Annotated in this window: 13 protein-coding genes and 1 pseudogene; 7 read left to right on the top strand and 7 right to left on the bottom strand. The window is 71.8% G+C overall.

Annotated elements, in window-relative coordinates; genetic code table 11:
• Positions 1-96 precede the first annotated feature (96 nt).
• The 5 genes and pseudogenes from AQI88_RS13750 to AQI88_RS13765 all read left to right on the top strand — a co-directional run bounded on the left by AQI88_RS13750 (position 97) and on the right by AQI88_RS13765 (position 7081).
• Complete coding sequence (locus AQI88_RS13750) at positions 97-1056, top strand: ABC transporter substrate-binding protein (protein WP_066997411.1); 960 nt, start codon at positions 97-99, stop codon at positions 1054-1056.
• Positions 1057-1127: 71 nt separating this feature from the next.
• Positions 1128-1613: pseudogene (locus tag AQI88_RS49060) on the top strand (aromatic amino acid lyase); the annotation flags it as partial.
• Between the two features lie 753 nt (positions 1614-2366).
• Positions 2367-3374, top strand: a complete 1008-nt coding sequence (locus AQI88_RS49065; protein WP_425264570.1) for an aromatic amino acid lyase — start codon at positions 2367-2369, stop codon at positions 3372-3374.
• An 87-nt stretch (positions 3375-3461) separates the two neighbouring features.
• Positions 3462-5507 carry an NAD(+) synthase gene (locus tag AQI88_RS13760; protein WP_066997415.1) on the top strand — a complete coding sequence of 682 codons (2046 nt, stop codon included), beginning with the start codon at positions 3462-3464 and terminating at the stop codon, positions 5505-5507.
• 161 nt (positions 5508-5668) lie between these two features.
• Positions 5669-7081 (top strand): MFS transporter, encoded by a 1413-nt coding sequence (locus AQI88_RS13765; protein WP_066997418.1) that lies wholly within the window; start codon positions 5669-5671, stop codon positions 7079-7081.
• Positions 7082-7302: 221 nt separating this feature from the next.
• Here AQI88_RS13765 and AQI88_RS13770 read toward each other — a convergent pair whose 3' ends face one another.
• The 6 genes from AQI88_RS13770 to AQI88_RS13795 all read right to left on the bottom strand — a co-directional run bounded on the left by AQI88_RS13770 (position 7303) and on the right by AQI88_RS13795 (position 12762).
• A complete protein-coding gene (locus AQI88_RS13770; RefSeq protein ID WP_066997421.1) occupies positions 7303-8289 on the bottom strand; it encodes an Lrp/AsnC family transcriptional regulator in 987 nt (328 codons plus the stop codon).
• A gap of 36 nt (positions 8290-8325) precedes the next feature.
• On the bottom strand, positions 8326-8781 hold the full coding sequence (locus tag AQI88_RS13775; RefSeq protein ID WP_066997424.1) for a tellurite resistance TerB family protein: 456 nt from the start codon (positions 8779-8781) through the stop codon (positions 8326-8328).
• A gap of 120 nt (positions 8782-8901) precedes the next feature.
• Positions 8902-10425 carry an LCP family protein gene (locus AQI88_RS13780; RefSeq protein WP_066997427.1) on the bottom strand — a complete coding sequence of 508 codons (1524 nt, stop codon included), beginning with the start codon at positions 10423-10425 and terminating at the stop codon, positions 8902-8904.
• Positions 10426-10479: 54 nt separating this feature from the next.
• Positions 10480-11466: a sporulation protein gene (locus AQI88_RS13785; protein WP_066997430.1), complete on the bottom strand. Its 987-nt coding sequence runs from the start codon at positions 11464-11466 to the stop codon at positions 10480-10482.
• A 98-nt stretch (positions 11467-11564) separates the two neighbouring features.
• Complete coding sequence (locus AQI88_RS13790) at positions 11565-12059, bottom strand: DUF6114 domain-containing protein (protein WP_066997433.1); 495 nt, start codon at positions 12057-12059, stop codon at positions 11565-11567.
• A gap of 4 nt (positions 12060-12063) precedes the next feature.
• Positions 12064-12762, bottom strand: coding sequence for a DUF6230 family protein (locus tag AQI88_RS13795; protein ID WP_066997436.1), 699 nt, complete (start codon positions 12760-12762; stop codon positions 12064-12066).
• 643 nt (positions 12763-13405) lie between these two features.
• On the opposite strand from AQI88_RS13795, the gene AQI88_RS13800 reads away from it, so the two are divergent.
• Entirely contained in the window at positions 13406-14059 is a 654-nt protein-coding gene (locus AQI88_RS13800) for a Tat pathway signal sequence domain protein (protein WP_066997438.1), read from the top strand.
• An 18-nt stretch (positions 14060-14077) separates the two neighbouring features.
• On the opposite strand, the gene AQI88_RS13805 is transcribed toward AQI88_RS13800, so the two are convergent.
• On the bottom strand, positions 14078-14998 hold the full coding sequence (locus AQI88_RS13805) for a lytic polysaccharide monooxygenase auxiliary activity family 9 protein (protein ID WP_066997441.1): 921 nt from the start codon (positions 14996-14998) through the stop codon (positions 14078-14080).
• 437 nt (positions 14999-15435) lie between these two features.
• On the opposite strand from AQI88_RS13805, the gene AQI88_RS13810 reads away from it, so the two are divergent.
• Positions 15436-16083: a ScbR family autoregulator-binding transcription factor gene (locus tag AQI88_RS13810; RefSeq protein ID WP_066997444.1), complete on the top strand. Its 648-nt coding sequence runs from the start codon at positions 15436-15438 to the stop codon at positions 16081-16083.
• Positions 16084-16102: the final 19 nt, after the last annotated feature.

Here is a 16102-nt window from a genome sequence, read left to right on the forward strand (position 1 = left end):
TCCGTTACAAGGAGCTGCCAACTGGTCGCGGATCGAAGCCAATCAGTGACCTGGAGGCACTTGACTGGTCGAGAACTGGCTGGATTGGATCAGTGGGTGACTTCCATCAAGCGCATCAGCAGGCCCATCCTCAAAAACCGAGGCGCGGCGGCGGTCGCCCTCGCGGCGACGACGGCCCTGCTGGCGGGCTGTGGTTCCACCGACGGCAAGGGCAGCAACCCCCTTACGGACAGCAAGGCGAGCGGCGACACCGTCGTCGTCGGATCCAACAACTTCGCCGAGAGCATCCTGCTCGCGGACATCTACGGCGAGGCCCTCAAGGCCAAGGGAATCAAGGTCGGTTACAAGCCGAACATCGGCAGCCGCGAGACCACCTACGGTCTGCTCAAGAGCGGCTCCGTGTCGGTCCTGCCCGAGTACAACGGCGCCCTGCTGGCCTACCTCGACCCGAAGGCAGCCCCGAAGACCGTCGAGGCGACCACGTCGGCCATCGAGGCCAAGCTGGACTCCAAGCTGACCCTGCTGAAGCCCTCGCCCGCGCAGAACAAGGACTCCGTCACGGTCAACGCGGCCACGGCGAAGAAGTACAACCTCACCGAGAAGTCCTCCATCGCCGACCTGAAGGACCTCGCGAAGGACCTGACCCTCGGCGCCTCGCCGGAGTTCCAGACCCGCCGGCAGGGCCTGGTCGGCCTGAAGGACGTCTACGGCCTGGACTTCAAGTCCTTCAAGGCGCTGGACGCGGGCGGCCCGCTCACCCAGGCGGCGCTGAAGAAGAACGCCGTGCAGGCGGCGGACATCTTCACCACGGACACAACCATCGCCAAGGAGAAGTTCGTCGTCCTGCAGGACCCTAAGAACCTCTTCGGCTTCGAGAACGTGCAGCCGCTCGTCAACAAGAGCGTCCTGCCCCAGAAGGGCGCCGACGCGCTCGACGCCGTCTCGGCCAAGCTGGACACGGCGACCCTGCTGGACCTGGACATCCAGGTGCAGTCGCAGCACAAGGACCCGCTGGACGTCGCCCAGGCCTGGCTGAAGTCCGCCGGTCTCGGCTGACCGAACGCGGCGCGGACAGGGCCGTGGACCCGACGACGCGGGTGCCCCCGAAGGCCGGGGACACCCGCGTCGTGCTCGACGGCACCGGCCTCGGTCTGCCCGCGCTGGTCCGCCTCGCCGACGGCGCCGCCGACCCTGCCGTGGACCCCGGGGCCCTGCACCGGCTGCACCGCGCCCGCGAGCAGGCCGACCGGCTCGCCGCCACCGGCCGCTGGTACGGCCGCGGCACGGGCGTCGGCGCCCACCGCTCGGTGCGGGTCGACCCCGCCGAGGAGACAGCCCACGGCCTGCGCCTCCTGCGCAGCCACGCGGGCGGGGCGGGCCCCCTGCTCCCGCCCCGCCAGATCCGCGCGATGCTCGCCGTCCGCGCCAACCAGCTCCTGGCCGGCGGCTCCGGCATCCACCCGTCCTTCGTCACCGCCCTCACCGAGGCCCTGCGCCTGCGCGTCCACCCCGCGGTCAACGAGTACGGCGCCATCGGCACCGCCGACCTGACGGCCCTGGCCCAGACGGGACTGACACTGCTGGGCGAGCGGCCCTGGACGACGGCCGGGGAGACGCGGGGGGCCGAGTGGCTGCCGACGGGGTTGAGGGGGCCGGCACGGACAGAGGACGGGGCGCGGTGGGTGGAGATGCCGGCCGGGCCTGGGGCGGGGGTTGGTGGGGCGCAGGTGTCGGCCGGAACCGGGCCTGGCGTTCGCCGCGCGGAAGAGCCGGTGAGGGCCGAGCCAGCCGCGCGGCAGGCGTGGGAAGAGGGCCCGTCCCGGCTTGCACAGCCCAGCCCTGCCGGGGCTCGTGCTGCGGATTCCGACTCTGAGGTGCCTCTGCCTGCTGAGCCTGGCTGTGCGGAGCGGCTGCCTGCTGGGCCTGGCGCTGGGGTGTCTGTGTCTGCTGAGCCCGCCTCGGTGGAGCCCCTGTCGGCCGGGTCTCTCGCTGGCGGGGCTCGTGGTGCGGATTCCGGCTCTGCGGTGCCTCTGCCTGCTGGGCCTGGCTGTGGGGAGCGGCTGCCTGCTGGGCCTGGCGCTGGGGTGTCTGTGTCTGCTGAGTCGGGCGCTGTGGAGCCGCTGTCGGCCGGGTCTCTCGCTGGCGGGGCTTGTGGTGCGGATTCCGGCTCTGCGGTGCCTCTGCCTGCTGGGCCTGGCTGTGGGGAGCGGCTGCCTGCTGGGCCTGGCCGTGCGGAGCTGCTGCCTGCTGGGCCTGGCGCTGGGGTGTCTGTGTCCGCTGAGGCCGCCTCTGCGGAGCCCCCGCCGGCCGGGTCTCTCGCTGGCGGGGTCGGCCCCGCCGCCTCCGGTCTCGGGGAGGGGTGCGCCGTGGAGTTCTGTCCCGTCGAACCCCGGCCCGGCCTTCCCGTTCCCGTCACCCTCAGGCCGGGGGATGCGCTGGCTCTGCTGAGTAGTAACGCCCTTGCGCTGGGGCAGGCTGCGCTCGGCTGGTACGAGGTGGATGTGCTGCTGCGGGCCACGCACGCGGTGGCAGCGCTCTCGCTCGCCGCCGTCTCCGGGTCGGCGGAGGCGTACGCCGCTCCCGTGCACGCCCTGCGGCCCTACCCCGGCCCGGCCCGTGCGGCCGCAGAGGTGCGGCGGCTGCTCGGGATGCCCGACCGGCCGGCCACCGTCCCGGCCGCGCCCGGACAGGCGGGACCTCCGTCCGCCGGACGCCGCATTCAGGACCCGTTCGGCTTCCGGGCCTTTCCGCAGGCGCACGGCGCCGCCCTGGAGGCCTGCGACGCGCTGCGCCGGATCGTCGAGGTCGAGATCAACTGCCCGACGGAGAACCCGGTCCTTGCCCCCGACGGCCGGCTTTACCACCACGGCGGCTTCTTCGCGGCCCCGCTGGGCCTGGCCCTGGACGGTCTGAACCTGGCCCTGCTGCAGACCGCCCAGCTCTCCGCCGCCCGCCTGACGGCACTCGGCCGCCCCGGCCTCACCGGCCTGCCCGCCTTCCTCGCCTCCGGCCCCGCAGGCAGCTCCGGCACGATGATCCTGGAGTACACGGCCAACTCGGCGCTCGCGGAACTGCGCTCCTGTGCCGCACCCGCCTCGACGGGGCACGCTGTCCTCTCCGGCGGTCTGGAGGAGGCCGCCAGCTTCGCCGGCCAGGCCGCCCGCCAGACGGCACGGGCCGCCGACGCGTATGCCACCGTTCTGGCCTGCGAACTGGTCGCCGCCGTACGGGCGCTGCGGCTGCACCCGGTGGCACCCCCGTATCCCGCCTTCGCCCTCGCGGCCGCCGCCCTTCCGACCGGCACCGAGGACCGCCCGCTGACCGGCGACATCACGACGGCGGCCGGGCTCCTGCCGGGACTCGCGCAGCTGTGAGCACCGATGCCCCTCCGGCGACGGCGTGCGCATCGGATGTGATCCACTGGCAAGGTGTCCATCCGTCCTGTTCCTGAGGAAGCCACGTTGAACTTCTGGTCGATCTACCAGCACGGCTTCGCACGCATCGCCGCGTGTACGGGCCACTCCGCCATCGCCGACCCGCACACCAACGCCGAATCCGTTCTGCGTCAGGCACGCCGGTGCGCACAGGAGGGGGTCGCCGTCGCCGTCTTCCCCGAGCTCTGCCTGACCGGCTATTCGATCGAGGACCTCCTGCTCCAGGACGCAGTGCTCGACCAGGTCGAGGAGGCGCTCGAGACCATCGTGGCCGGGTCCGCGGATCTGCTGCCGGTGCTGGTCGTCGGCGCCCCGCTGCGCCATCGCCACCGGATCTACAACTGCGCGGTGATCGTGCACCGCGGCCGGGTCCTCGGCGTCTCGCCCAAGTCCTACCCGCCGAACTACCGGGAGTTCTACGAGCGGCGGCAGATCGCCTCGGGCGAGGACGAGCGCGGCGGCACGATCCGGCTGGGCGGCGCGACCGTGCCGTTCGGCGTCGACCTCCTCTTCGAGGCGGAGGACGTTCCCGGCCTCGTACTGCACGCGGAGATCTGCGAGGACATGTGGGTCCCGGTGCCCCCGAGCGCGGAGGCGGCACTGGCCGGCGCGACCGTGCTCGCCAACCTCTCGGGCAGCCCGATCACGGTCGGCCGCGCCGAGGACCGGCGGCTGCTGTGCCGCTCGGCATCCGCGCGCTGCATCGCCGCGTACGTCTACGCGGCGGCCGGACTGGGCGAGTCGAGCACCGACCTGTCCTGGGACGGCCAGACCATGATCTACGAGAACGGTGTGCTGCTGGCCGAGACCGACCGGTTCCCGCTCGACGACCAGTACGCGGTGGCCGACGTGGACCTCGACCTGCTGCGCCAGGAGCGGCAGCGGGTGGGCACGTTCGACGACAACCGCCGCGCCCACGCCGCGCGTACCGGCGGCTTCCGGCGGGTGCCGTTCCGGCTCGACCCGCCGACGGCCGACCTCGGGCTGCGGCGCCGCGTCGAACGCTTCCCGTTCGTGCCCGCCGACCCCGACCGTCTCGCCCTGGACTGCTACGAGGCGTACAACATCCAGGTCGCGGCCCTGCAACAGCGGCTGGCGGCGATCGGCGGCCCGAAGGTCGTCATCGGGGTGTCCGGCGGCCTCGACTCCACGCACGCACTGATCGTCGCGGCCCGGGCGATGGACCGCGCGGGCCGCCCGCGCAGTGACATCCTGGCCTTCACCCTGCCCGGCTTCGCCACCAGCGACCACACCAAGGACAACGCCCACCAGCTGATGCGCGCGCTCGGCGTCACCGCGGCCGAGCTGGACATCTCGCCGACCGCACGGCTCATGCTCCAGGAGATGGGACACCCGTTCGCGTCCGGCGAGCCGGTGTACGACGTCACCTTCGAGAACGTGCAGGCCGGGCTGCGCACCGACTACCTGTTCCGGCTGGCCAACCAGCGCGGCGGCATCGTGCTCGGCACCGGTGACCTCTCGGAGCTGGCGCTCGGCTGGTGCACCTACGGTGTGGGCGACCAGATGAGCCACTACAACGTCAACTCCGGGGTGCCGAAGACGCTGATCCAGCATCTGATCCGCTGGGTCGTCAGCAGCGGCCAGGTCGACGAGGGCACGGGCCGGACGCTGGCCGCCATCCTCGACACCGAGATCAGCCCGGAGCTGGTGCCCGGCGAGGAACTGCAGTCCACCGAGTCGAAGATCGGCCCGTACGCGCTGCACGACTTCACCCTCTTCCACGTGCTGCGCCACGGGTTCCGGCCGTCGAAGATCGCCTTCCTGGCCTGGCACGCCTGGCACGACCGGGAGGCCGGCGCCTGGCCGCCGGGCTTCCCCGAGTCCGATCGGGTGGCGTACGACCTGCCGGAGATCCGGCGCTGGCTGGAGGTCTTCTGCCGCCGCTTCTTCGCGTTCGCGCAGTTCAAGCGCTCGGCCATGCCGAACGGGCCGAAGGTCTCGGCCGGCGGCTCCCTCTCGCCGCGCGGTGACTGGCGCGCGCCGTCCGACAGCACGGCCCGGGCCTGGCTGCGCGACCTCGACCGCTTCGACATCCCGGACGACGGGCGGTAGCCGGTCGTACGGTCGTGAGCTTTCCGCACCGGGGACGGGTGCGAAGGAAGAATTCCTCATCCTTCCCCGCCTGGTTGGAGTTCGCCTCTCTCGCGCTCCCACGCTGACCCATGACCGGCCCGGTCCGGGGCCGGTGCGTGACGAGTGCGAGAGGAACCCCCATGACCACGGAACGCGTGCTGCCCGCCGAGGCGTACCGATGGCGCTGGCCCGCCCTGGCCGCCCTGCTGCTGGGCGAGGCGATGAACCTGCTGGACGCGACCGTCGTGCAGGTCGCCGCGCCCGCCGTCCACGCCGATCTGGGCGGCTCGGTCTCCGACGTCCAGTGGTTCGGCACCGCCTACACCCTGCCGTTCGCGGTGCTGCTGATCACCGGCGGCCGGCTCGGCGACCTGGCCGGCCGGCGCCGCCTGTTCGTCCTCGGCGTTGTGGCCTTCACAGCGGCCTCGGTGGCCTGCGCCCTGGCACCCTCGGCGGGCCTGCTGATCGGCTTCCGGGCGGTGCAGGGCGCGGCGGCGGCCCTGGTCATTCCGCAGACCATCGGGCTGATCAAGGCGATGTTCTCCGGGGAGGAGACGGCGAAGGCGCTGGGCAGCATCGGCCCTGTCATGGGCCTGGCCGCCGTCTGCGGACCCGTCCTCGGCGGTGTGCTGACCCACGCCGATCTGTTCGGCTCCTCCTGGCGAGCCGCGTTCCTCGTCAACGTGCCCGTGTCCGCAGTGGTCCTGGCCCTCGCCCCGCTGCTCCCGGAGGACCGGGCGCCGATCCGGCCGGCCTTCGACTGGCCGGGTACGGCACTGGCGGCGGCCGGCACCGGTCTCGTCGTGTACCCCCTCATCGGCGCCGATGTCACTCAACTCCCCATGCAGCGCTGGGTGTTGCTGCTCGCCGGACTCCTCGCCCTCGCCGTGTTCGCACGGCACCAGCGGCGCTCGGCCCGGCCCCTGCTGGAGCCCAGCCTCTTCACCCACCGGGGCTTTCTGGCCGCCCTCGTCACCTCGACCGCCTTCTTCGCGGTGACCAACGGGATGACCACGGTGGTCGTCCTCCAGCTCCAGCTCGGCGCGCACACCGGCGTGCTCGCGGCGGGCCTGAGCCTGATCCCCTGGTCGGCCGGCCTCGCGATCGCGTCCTGGCTCGCCGGCGCCCGTCTGGTACGGCGCTACGGGCGCCGGGTGATGCCGTACGGGCTCGGCGTGCTGCTCACCGGCCTGCTCGCCGCCGTCGCGGCCTACCGTACGACCGCCCCCGGTCACTACCCGGCCGCGCTGCTGCCCGGCCTCGCCCTGATCGGCCTCGGTGCCGGCCTGTTCACGCCCGCCTTCTTCACCCTCGCCCTGCACCCGCTGCGCCCCCAGGAGATCGGCTCGGCGGCCGGGCTCCTCAACGCGGTCCAGCAACTCGGGGCCACCCTGGGCGTGGCGGTGCTCGGCAGCGTGTACCTCGCCGGTGCGGGCACCGGGGGCCCGGGCGCGGCGCCGCACGCCGCCCAGGCCGCGTGCTGGGTGGCGACGGCGCTCGTGGCGGTGTGCGCGGCCGCGAGCAGCCGGGTGGGCGCACCGGACCGGCGCTGAGCGCTCCGCGGGAAGCACGGTGATGCGCCCGCGGGCCGGTGAGGGCCGGCCGCGCCATCGCGGCGCAGCCGCATGTCGACACGGCCCCGCACCCCTGGCGGGGGGCGGTACCGCACCGGAGTTCGCCAAGGCCGCTTGGCCACCGTGCAGCTCCGCGAGCCGCTCCAGCCGGGCGGCCCACTCCGGATGCGGCACGGCCTCGCGCTCGTGCGATTCCGGGATCAGCCGGATCCCCGGCGCAGCCGGGACAGGTCCGTCAGGGACGGGCTCGCCGCCTTCAGGGTGCGCAGCACGGGGCTCGTCTCCAGCGTCCGGACCGCGCGCAGCGCGCCGAGCCGCCGGGTGAGATAGCGGTGCAGGTCGGCCGGGTCACGGCAGAGCGCCTGGGCGACCAGGTTCGTGGGGCCGGTGGTCGCTGCGACGAAGGCCAGCTCGTCGTGGCCGGCCAGGGCGAGGGCGACCTCCTCCAGATCCGCCGGGCGCACCGACAGCCACAGCAGCGCCCGGGCGCGCACCCCGAACAGCCCGGCCTCGACCTCCACGTCGAAGAACAGCGCGCCCGCCGCCCGCAGTTCGGCCAGCCGCCGGGCCACGGTGGCGGGCGACCAGCCGGTCGCCCGCGCCAGCTCACCCTGGCCGAGCCGCCCGTCCTTCTCCAGCGCGCCCAGCAACTCGGCGTCACCCGGCTCGGGCTGTCGTACCGCCTCCGTGGTGGCCCGGTACGCCAGCGCCGCCTGCTGCTCCTCGTCCAGCGCCTGGGCGCTGCGCCGCCAGTTCGCCGGGCCGCCCAGATAGGTGTGCAGCAGGCAGTGCGCGGACACGGCCGTGATGCCGCCGGTGCGCGGAATGTCCCGCAGGAGGAGGGAGTCGGGGGAGGCGTCCGCGGGCGGGGCGTGGATCACCGCGGTGATCTCGGTCCCGCCCGAGGTGAGCTTCACCCACGACGTGTCCGGCCGCCGTACCAGCGCACCGGCGATGTCCTGCGCGGACCGGGCCGCCGCGGTGAGCCGCACCAGCCACTGGCTCCGGCCCGCCCGGTGCGGATCGGCCAGGCCCACCACCCGCAGCCCGGCCTCGGTGCGCAGCCTGCGGTAGCGCCGGGCGACGGTCTGTGCCGACACGCCGAGCACCGCCGCGATCCTGCTGAACGGCGCCCGGCCGTCGAGGTGCAGGGCGTGGATGAGGGCACGGTCGAGGTCGTCGAGCATGCCCCCATCCTCCCGGTTCCCGCAGACCCCGGTGGATCAGAGGTCGAACTCGTGCGGCGGCAGGTCGAGCGTGTAGCACGCCTCGCGCACCACGGCCTGCTCGGTCTTGTCGAAGTCGCCGTCCGCGCCGCCGATGACGATGCCGATCTGCACCACGGCGCGCGCCTCGGCGGGCTTCTTCTTCGCCTTGGCGATCTCCTGGAGCACGCTCACCTTGCCGAAGTCGAAGTCGGTGGTCAGCTTGTTCAGGTTCTCCTCGAAGCGGCGCCTGAGGTCGTCGGCCGGGAAGTTCTGCAACACCTCGTTCGTGGCGATGAGCTGGGCCACCCGCTGCCGCTCCACCGGGTCGACAGTGCCGTCGGCTGCGGCCACGAGCGCGCACATCGCCATGCTCGCGTCGCGGAAGGCACCGCTCTTCAAGTCGTTCTTCTTCGCCACCAACTGGGTCTGCATCTGCGACGCCGACTCCTTGACGCGGTCCCACAGGGCCATGCGAACTCCTCATATCCACGGTCGATTGTTCGACAGGAACGTCTGCAGAGACGTCCACTGCACCTTCTGCAGAAACTTCTACAGCAACGTAGAAACTCATGGGATGGCCGATAAGTTCCGTCAGCCGTAGCTCAGGTCCGCGCAGGGGTCGTCGGCCGCGGACCGCGCGCCGTCGGACACCTCGGCCGGTACCGCGGCCGACGTCGGCGACGCGGCGACGGAGGCCGTGCCGGGGGCGGAGTCGGCGTACGACCGCCCGAGGACGACGTTGATCCGGGCCGTGCCGATCTCCTCCAGTTCGGCGCCCGGGAACACCTCGGCCACGGTCTGCGCCTGGGCCGCCCGGCCGGGACCGTACTGGACGACCGTCGTGGCATGGGCCTGGGAGACGGCGGTGCCGGTACCGGTGACGGTGAAGCCGTCCGCCAGGAGCGCGGCGGTGCCCTTGACGGCGAGCCCGCTGAGCGCGGTGCCGTTGTAGACGGCCACGTCGATGCCCGCGCCGGAGACCGGCGAGGCGGACGCACGGGCTGTGCGGCCGCTGCTCTTCCTGCCGCCGACGTCCGTGCCGTCGATCGGGCGATCGGCTCTCAGCGCGGCCCACAGCTCGCCGGCGTCCGGCTCCACGATCGCCACACGGGATCCCGAGTACCGCCAGGGGATGGTCACGAACTCGGTGTTGTGCAGGTCTGTCTCCTTCAGCGACATGGCGAACGAGATGAGCTTGTCGGCGGTGCCGAGCCCGGTGTCGACGGTCAGCGATCCGGCCGTCGCGTCGGCCAGCGGCAGCAGCTTCGTCGGCGTGAGCCCCTTGCTCTTCACCTCCTTCAACAGGCCGGAGACGAAAGCCTGCTGGCGTTTGATCCGGCCGATGTCCGAGCCGTCGCCGATGCCGTGCCGGATGCGGACGTAGTCCAGCGCCCGCTGCCCCGAGACGGTCTGCACACCCTTCCTGAACAGCAGACTGCCGCGGGTGGTGCGGTTCGGGTCGAGGTCGTTCTCGTAGACGTCGTTCGGCAGGCACACGCGCACGCCGCCCACGACCTCGGTCAGCGCCGCGAAGCCCTTGAAGTCCACGACGACCGTGTGGTCCACCCGTACCCCGGTGAGCTTCTCCACCGTGTTCTGGGTGCAGGCCGGATTGCCCTTGTCGGTCTGCCCCACGGAGAAGGCCGCGTTGAACATGGTGCCGGGCTGCGTCCTGGTCCAGCTGCCGTCCGGGAGCCGGCACGGCGGGATGGTCACCAGGGTGTCGCGGGGGATGGAGACCGCGAGGGCGTGCCGGTGGTCGGCGTACATGTGCAGCAGGAAGGTCGTGTCGGAGCGGCCGATGTCGTCCCTGTTGCCGCCGCCGAGTGCCGCGTTGCCGTCGGTGCGCGCGTCCGAGCCGATGACCAGTACGTTCTCACCCCTGGAGGAGCCGGCCTCGGGGCGGTTGTCGGAGAGAGCGCCGGCGTCGAAGGTACGGATGGTGCCGTCCAGCTTCAGATACAGCCAGCCGGTGCCCGCCGTGACCAGCACCAGCAGCGACATACCGAGGGTGAGCGCCATGCGTAACCTGTGTCCCCGCGGGTGCCGACTGCGGTCGACGCGGGCGCCGCCGTTCCGCGTCGGTGCCGGCCCCCGGCTGCTGGTGACACTCATCGACCCCCCTCGACGTCACACCCCGGGTTGACAGTCGCGCATCCCGGCGGACGCCTAGTCCTCGTCGTCCTCCTCGTCGTCCCCTTCGAAGAAGTCACCGATCTCGTCCACGACTTCGGCCGCGACCAGGCCGCCCACCACACCGAGGGCGAGGCCCGCCGCGCCCGCGGCCACGGCCGTGCCCAGCCCCGGGCCGGAGCCGTGATGCCCGGACTCGTGGACGGTGTGCGGTTCTCCGTGGCCGTACGCCGCGTGGGCACCGTAGGTCTCGTGGTGCTCGGTCAGCCGGTGGATCCAGCCGTCCACCTCTCTGTTCCAGTCGAGGGCGACGGCGTCCTCATGGCGCACCGTGAACCGGGTCAGCGCGTCGTGCCCGGAGGAGAACAGGCCGCCGCGCTTGTCCGCCTCCAGGACGACCTCGACGCCCGCCGGGGAGGCGAGGAAGGTCAGCTCGATCTCGTTCACCGCGTGCGCGTACTGCGGGGCCGGGGTCAGCTCGATCTCCTGGTAGAACGGCAGCTGCTGGCCCGTACCGCCGATGCGGCCGTACTCGAGGTCGGCGGAGCGGAAACCGAAGCCCAGTTGACCGAGGGCTTCCAGGACCGCCTCCTGGACGGGCAGCGGGCGGACGGCGAGGGGATCCAGGTCGCCCTCGTCCCGGGCACCGGCCACCGCGACCTCGGTGCGCACTCCGAGGACGATGCCGAGCGGCTGGCCGTACAGCTCGGTGACCGGGGTCTCCCAGGGCAGCGGCACGCTGAAGGGCAGCTCTCGCTCTTTCTGCTCCCCGAGCCGGAAGCCGCCGCCGACGGTGAACCGCTCGAAGACGACGGCGCCCTCGTTTTCGCCCTCGTCGTGCTCCGCCTCCACGCGTGCGATCAGCTCCAGGCCGATGTGCTCGACCTCCACGGCGGTTTCGCCGCCTTTCAGCAGGATCCGTCCCGCCAGCGACCCGCCGGGCAGGGCCGCGCCGCCGTCCAGCACCGTGTCCACACAGGGGCCGCCGACCCCGATCGCCCCCAGCAGCCTTTTGAACACCATGACCCCGTAGCCCCTTCATCCCTCGCGTCATCCGCACGGCGTTCCACTGCCGTCCGCCTGCCCGATGAACTCGCTGCAAGGGCGAGGAAGTTCCCCGGTCACCCGTTCGGTGGATGGTGTGGGATGACGTTGACGCACCGGCTCCAGGCCGGTTCGCCCGCCCCTTCTCCCAGGCCCTGTGCCGCGGCCCGGGCCTGCTTGCGGCGTCGGCGGCGGCTCACGCGGGGCTCCTGGTCGGGGAGCCAGCCGAAGGCCAGGCAGCAGCCGGTGGCGCCGAGGAGGAGGCCGATGAAGAAGCCGCCCAGGTTCGAGGTGAGCCAGGTGCCCAGGGAGAGCAGGATGCCGGTGAGGGAGTAGAAGAGCCGCTGGCCGGGGTTGAAGAGGATCAGCAGGCCCAGCAGCACCATCAGCGTCGGCAGCAGATAGCCGGCCAGGCCCTGCATGCCGATGTGCATCACGACCTTCAGTGAGGCCTTCTCGGTGAGCAGGATCTCGCCGCCGCCCAGGGCCAGCAGCAGCCCGCCCCAGAACGGCCGGCGGGCCCGCCATCCGCGGAAGGTGGGCCTCAGTCCCTGACGTGGACGCTCCGGCATCGGTTCAGCAACCCGAGTCGCTGAAGCGGAGCTTGAGCCCGGGAAGCCTGAACACACCGGCGGTCGTCGCGTAGTTGGTCTGCCGCAGGTTGCCGATGTGCACGGTGTCGGCCTGCTGACTGAAGACGCCGATCGGGCCCTTCGCGTTCGCCTTGTTCAGGGTGCTGGCGTCGTTGCCGATCTCGATGTTGTTGAACGCCGCGTCGCCCGACAGCAGGGTCGAGTCGGTGGTCAGGTCGCTCGCGGTCACCTTCTGGTCGCCGCCGCCCGCGGTGATGAGCAGGTTGGTGCCGCCCAGGTCGACGCTCTGGCACAGCTTGGTGAGCGTGGCGTTCTTGATCGCGGAGGTGACGACGAGCACCTGGCCGCCGGTGTCCCCGGCGTTCGGGCTGCCGTCGGCCATGTTGTCGAGCCCGCCGAACTGCTCGAAGCCGGTGCCGTTGAGTTCCGTCGCCGTGACCGTGAACGGCATGCCCGAGATCGCGAACTGCACACCCAGCGCCCCCTGCGCGGTGAGGATCGCGAGGCCCGCGGCGACCACGGTGGCGGGCACCGCCATGACCGCGGCCCTGCGCAGCCGGACCCGCCCCCGTCTCTCGCCGCTGATGGCGGTGCCAGATGCGGCTGATATGTCGGACGGTGAACCGCTTTCCGGGTTCTCGGGGGTGTTGTCGGCGGACGAGAGGTCCGGGGACGAGGCCATGTCTGCTCCCATGGGCATAGATCAAATGCGGGTTGGGCTTCAGTGGCGCGTTGTCCTGGCGCGGACAGCGGCTGCTGCGCACGCCTCCTCGCACTCCCGGCGGATGCAAGGGCTTTCTCGTTACGCGGCAGTAGCCTTCGAGGAAGTTACCGCCGGTTACTTTGAGGGGTCAAGGGAGTTGTGAAAAAACGGTGTCGGATGTGCGTGGGCGCCGACGAGCCCGGTCGGCAAGCGGTATTCGACCCGGTGTCAACAGAGGCAACTCCCTTGCAGTGCCTTGACGTTGATGGTTGATCAGGTCTACAACTCTCCCTGGTTTCCCTCGGATCCGTGGCGCCGGATCCGCCGAGCGGCATCGCCGCTTCCCGGCCTTCCCCAGCAACCGCTCACCAGCGCGGCACCGGCACGGCCGCTCCCCCCTCGGCCCGTGCCCGGCCGCTCCCTGCCCGGCCCGGTCGAAGGCCTTCCCCCGAGGCCCTCGACCGGTGCCCGGCCGGCCGCCGCTGCCGGTCCGTCACGTACGGAGAAGGCGTCACGGACCGGCAGCGGCGGCGTCCCCCTTTCCCCCACGCGCATCACCGCCACCCCCTCACCCCCCACCTCACCTCACGTTGTCCCCCCACTTCAGGAAAGAGGCACCCGCATGCGTACGCGATCCCTTCTCGCCCTCGCCGGAACCGTCACCGCGCTCACCGTCGCCGCGGCCGTCCCCGCCTCCGCGGACGGCACCGCCGTGCTGACCACGGGCAGTGCCGGTGGCACCGCCGCCGCGGTCGGCGACACCCTGACCGCTCCGCTGGCCAGTGGCACCTCCGCCACGCTCTACTCCAGCGCGACCGGCACCAGCGGCGTCACCTGCACGTCGTCGCAGTTCACCGCCACGGTCACCGGCAACCCGACCGCACCCGGTACGGCCACCGAGTCGGTCACCGGGCACACCTTCGACAGTGGCAGCTGCACCAGCAACGTCGTCGGCGTGCTCGGCGTCAGCGGCATCACGGTCGACAACCTGCCCTACACCGCGACGGTCGCCTCCGACGGCACCCTCACCGTCTCGCCGGCCAGCGGCTCCACCATCCAGACCACGGTCAAGCTGCGCACCCTGCTGGGCACCATCACCTGCGTCTACCAGGCGGCGAGCCTGACCGGGAAGACCGACAACAGCGACAGCAGCATCACCTTCACCAACCAGCAGTTCACGAAGGCCTCCGGTTCGTCGCTGTGCTTCGCCAGCGGCTACTTCACCGCGAAGTACGCCCCGGTCACCGACGCGGGCGCCCGGGTCTACGTCAACTGACCTCCGTACCGAGGATTTTCAGCGTCGCCGCAGACGCAGAACAAGGACGGCGCCCCCCGTGAGCACCAGCACCGCGGCGGCGCCGCCCGCCAGCAACGGCGCCGAGGGGCCCGCGTCCGCGCGGGTCGCCTCGGCCACCGGCGTGTTGCCGTCGCCGTCGCCCGCCGGTGATGAAGTCCCCTTCTTCCCGGCGGCAGCCGGACTCTCCGGCGAAGGCTTTGCCGCCGACCCGGCGGGTTGCGGGCTCGCCGCTGCCCGCGAGGGGGCGGGCGTCCTGGTGGCCTTCGCCGCCGCACCCGCACCCTTGAACACCACGTCGGAACACGAGTAGTACGTGTCCGGCGTACTGCTGTTCTGCCAGATCGTGTACAGCACCTGACGACCCGTCCGGTCCGCGGGAAGTGTCGCCCGGATGTGGTACGCCCCGTTCGTCAACGGCGGGTCCGTGACCTCCGTGAAGGGGCGCGTGGGCAGGTCGGACCACTTCAGCGGCTTCGCCGGGTCGTAGCCGGGCTTGGTGAGGTACAGCCTGAACGTGCCGGTGTGCGCGATCGTCGAGGCGTACGTCATCGTCAGTCCGCCGCCCGGGGTCAGCCGGGTCGCCGGCCAGTCCCGCCGGGCCAGATCGAGGCCCCGGTACGCCGGCAGGTTCCCGCTGCACAGCCGGCCGTCCGGGATCACCTGCCGGTCCCGGCCGTTCACCCCCGCCACGCGCAGGTTGTCCCACGCGGTGAAGGGGGCGCCGTTCGCGGTGATCGCCGCCCGGCAGGCCGCCGACCGGTTCGCGCTGCCGCCCTCGGGGGAACAGGCGTAGACCCGGCTGACCGGGTCCGTGGGGGCACCGTGCGCCTGGGCAGACCCCGCCGTCCACGGCAGAAGCAGGAGCGGGGCCACCGCAGCGGCCGCCGTGACGCTCAGGCGGGCGGTCATCCGAGTCATCCGGAACGTCTCCTCGGCGGGCGCGGGAACGGGGTCTGCCGTGTCCAGTACGGGGAACCCGTCCGCCGCGTTCAGCCGTCCCCCGGCGGCTACGGGGGGCCGGTCGGCGAGAGTTGCAGACCGGCCCGTTTGTTTTCTGATCTGCCTCAAGGTCCGGCGGGGAGCGGCCCCTGTGCCCTGTGTGGCGGCGGTCAAAGGTTTGGAGACCGTCGACCGTTGGCTTCCGGAAACAGGCAGAGACCGCTGTATCGAAGCCTTATACCGTCGTCGGTTTGCTAATTGCAAAGATCGTGCCCCGGTGTCGTAGGTGCGAGTGGCGCGTCTCCGACCCAATGTCGGCCCAGTCGACTCCCAAAGCCGCTCAGTGAGTTATTGTAGGCGTGGAGTTAAAACAAACCGCGTGTCCCGTTCGCATGGGATGCGAGGAGGGTGAGTCGATGGCGAGGCAATTGCGCGCTGAGCAGACCCGAGCGACGATCATTACGGCCGCCGCCGATCTGTTCGACCGTCAGGGCTACGAATCCACCAGTCTGAGTGACATCGTCGGGCACGCGCAGGTGACCAAGGGGGCGTTGTACTTCCACTTCGCCGCCAAGGAGGACCTGGCCCACGCGATCCTGGAACTCCAGGCCAAGGCGGCTCAGCAGGTGATGGCCGACAGCGAGGGCCGTGGCTGCTCCTCCCTGGAGTCCCTGATGCGCACCACGTTCGCCATGGCCCGGCTCGCCGTGGAGGACCCGGTACCGCGCGCCGGACTCCGCCTCGCCACGGCGGACGTCACCCTGCGGCCACCGCTCAGGCATCCCTTCACCGAGTGGCTGGACTTCGCCACCCTGAAGTTCAGCGGCGCCGTCAAGGAGGCCGACGTGCACACCGAGATCGACGTGGGCGTGGTCGCTCATTCCCTCGTCTGCTTCTTCGTCGGCACCCGGGTCGCCGGCCGCTCCCTGGAGCCGGTCGGGCGGCTGCCCCGCAGAGTGGCGGAGATGTGGCTCCTCATGGTCCGGGGCCTGGTGCCGGTGCATCGCCGCCCCCGTTATCTGACCCTCGCCACGCAGCTGGAGCGAGAGATCAGAACCGGCTGAACCGCGCGATACGGTGACG

This window comes from Streptomyces cellostaticus (genome assembly GCF_001513965.1).
Taxonomy (GTDB): Bacteria; Actinomycetota; Actinomycetes; order Streptomycetales; family Streptomycetaceae; genus Streptomyces; species Streptomyces cellostaticus.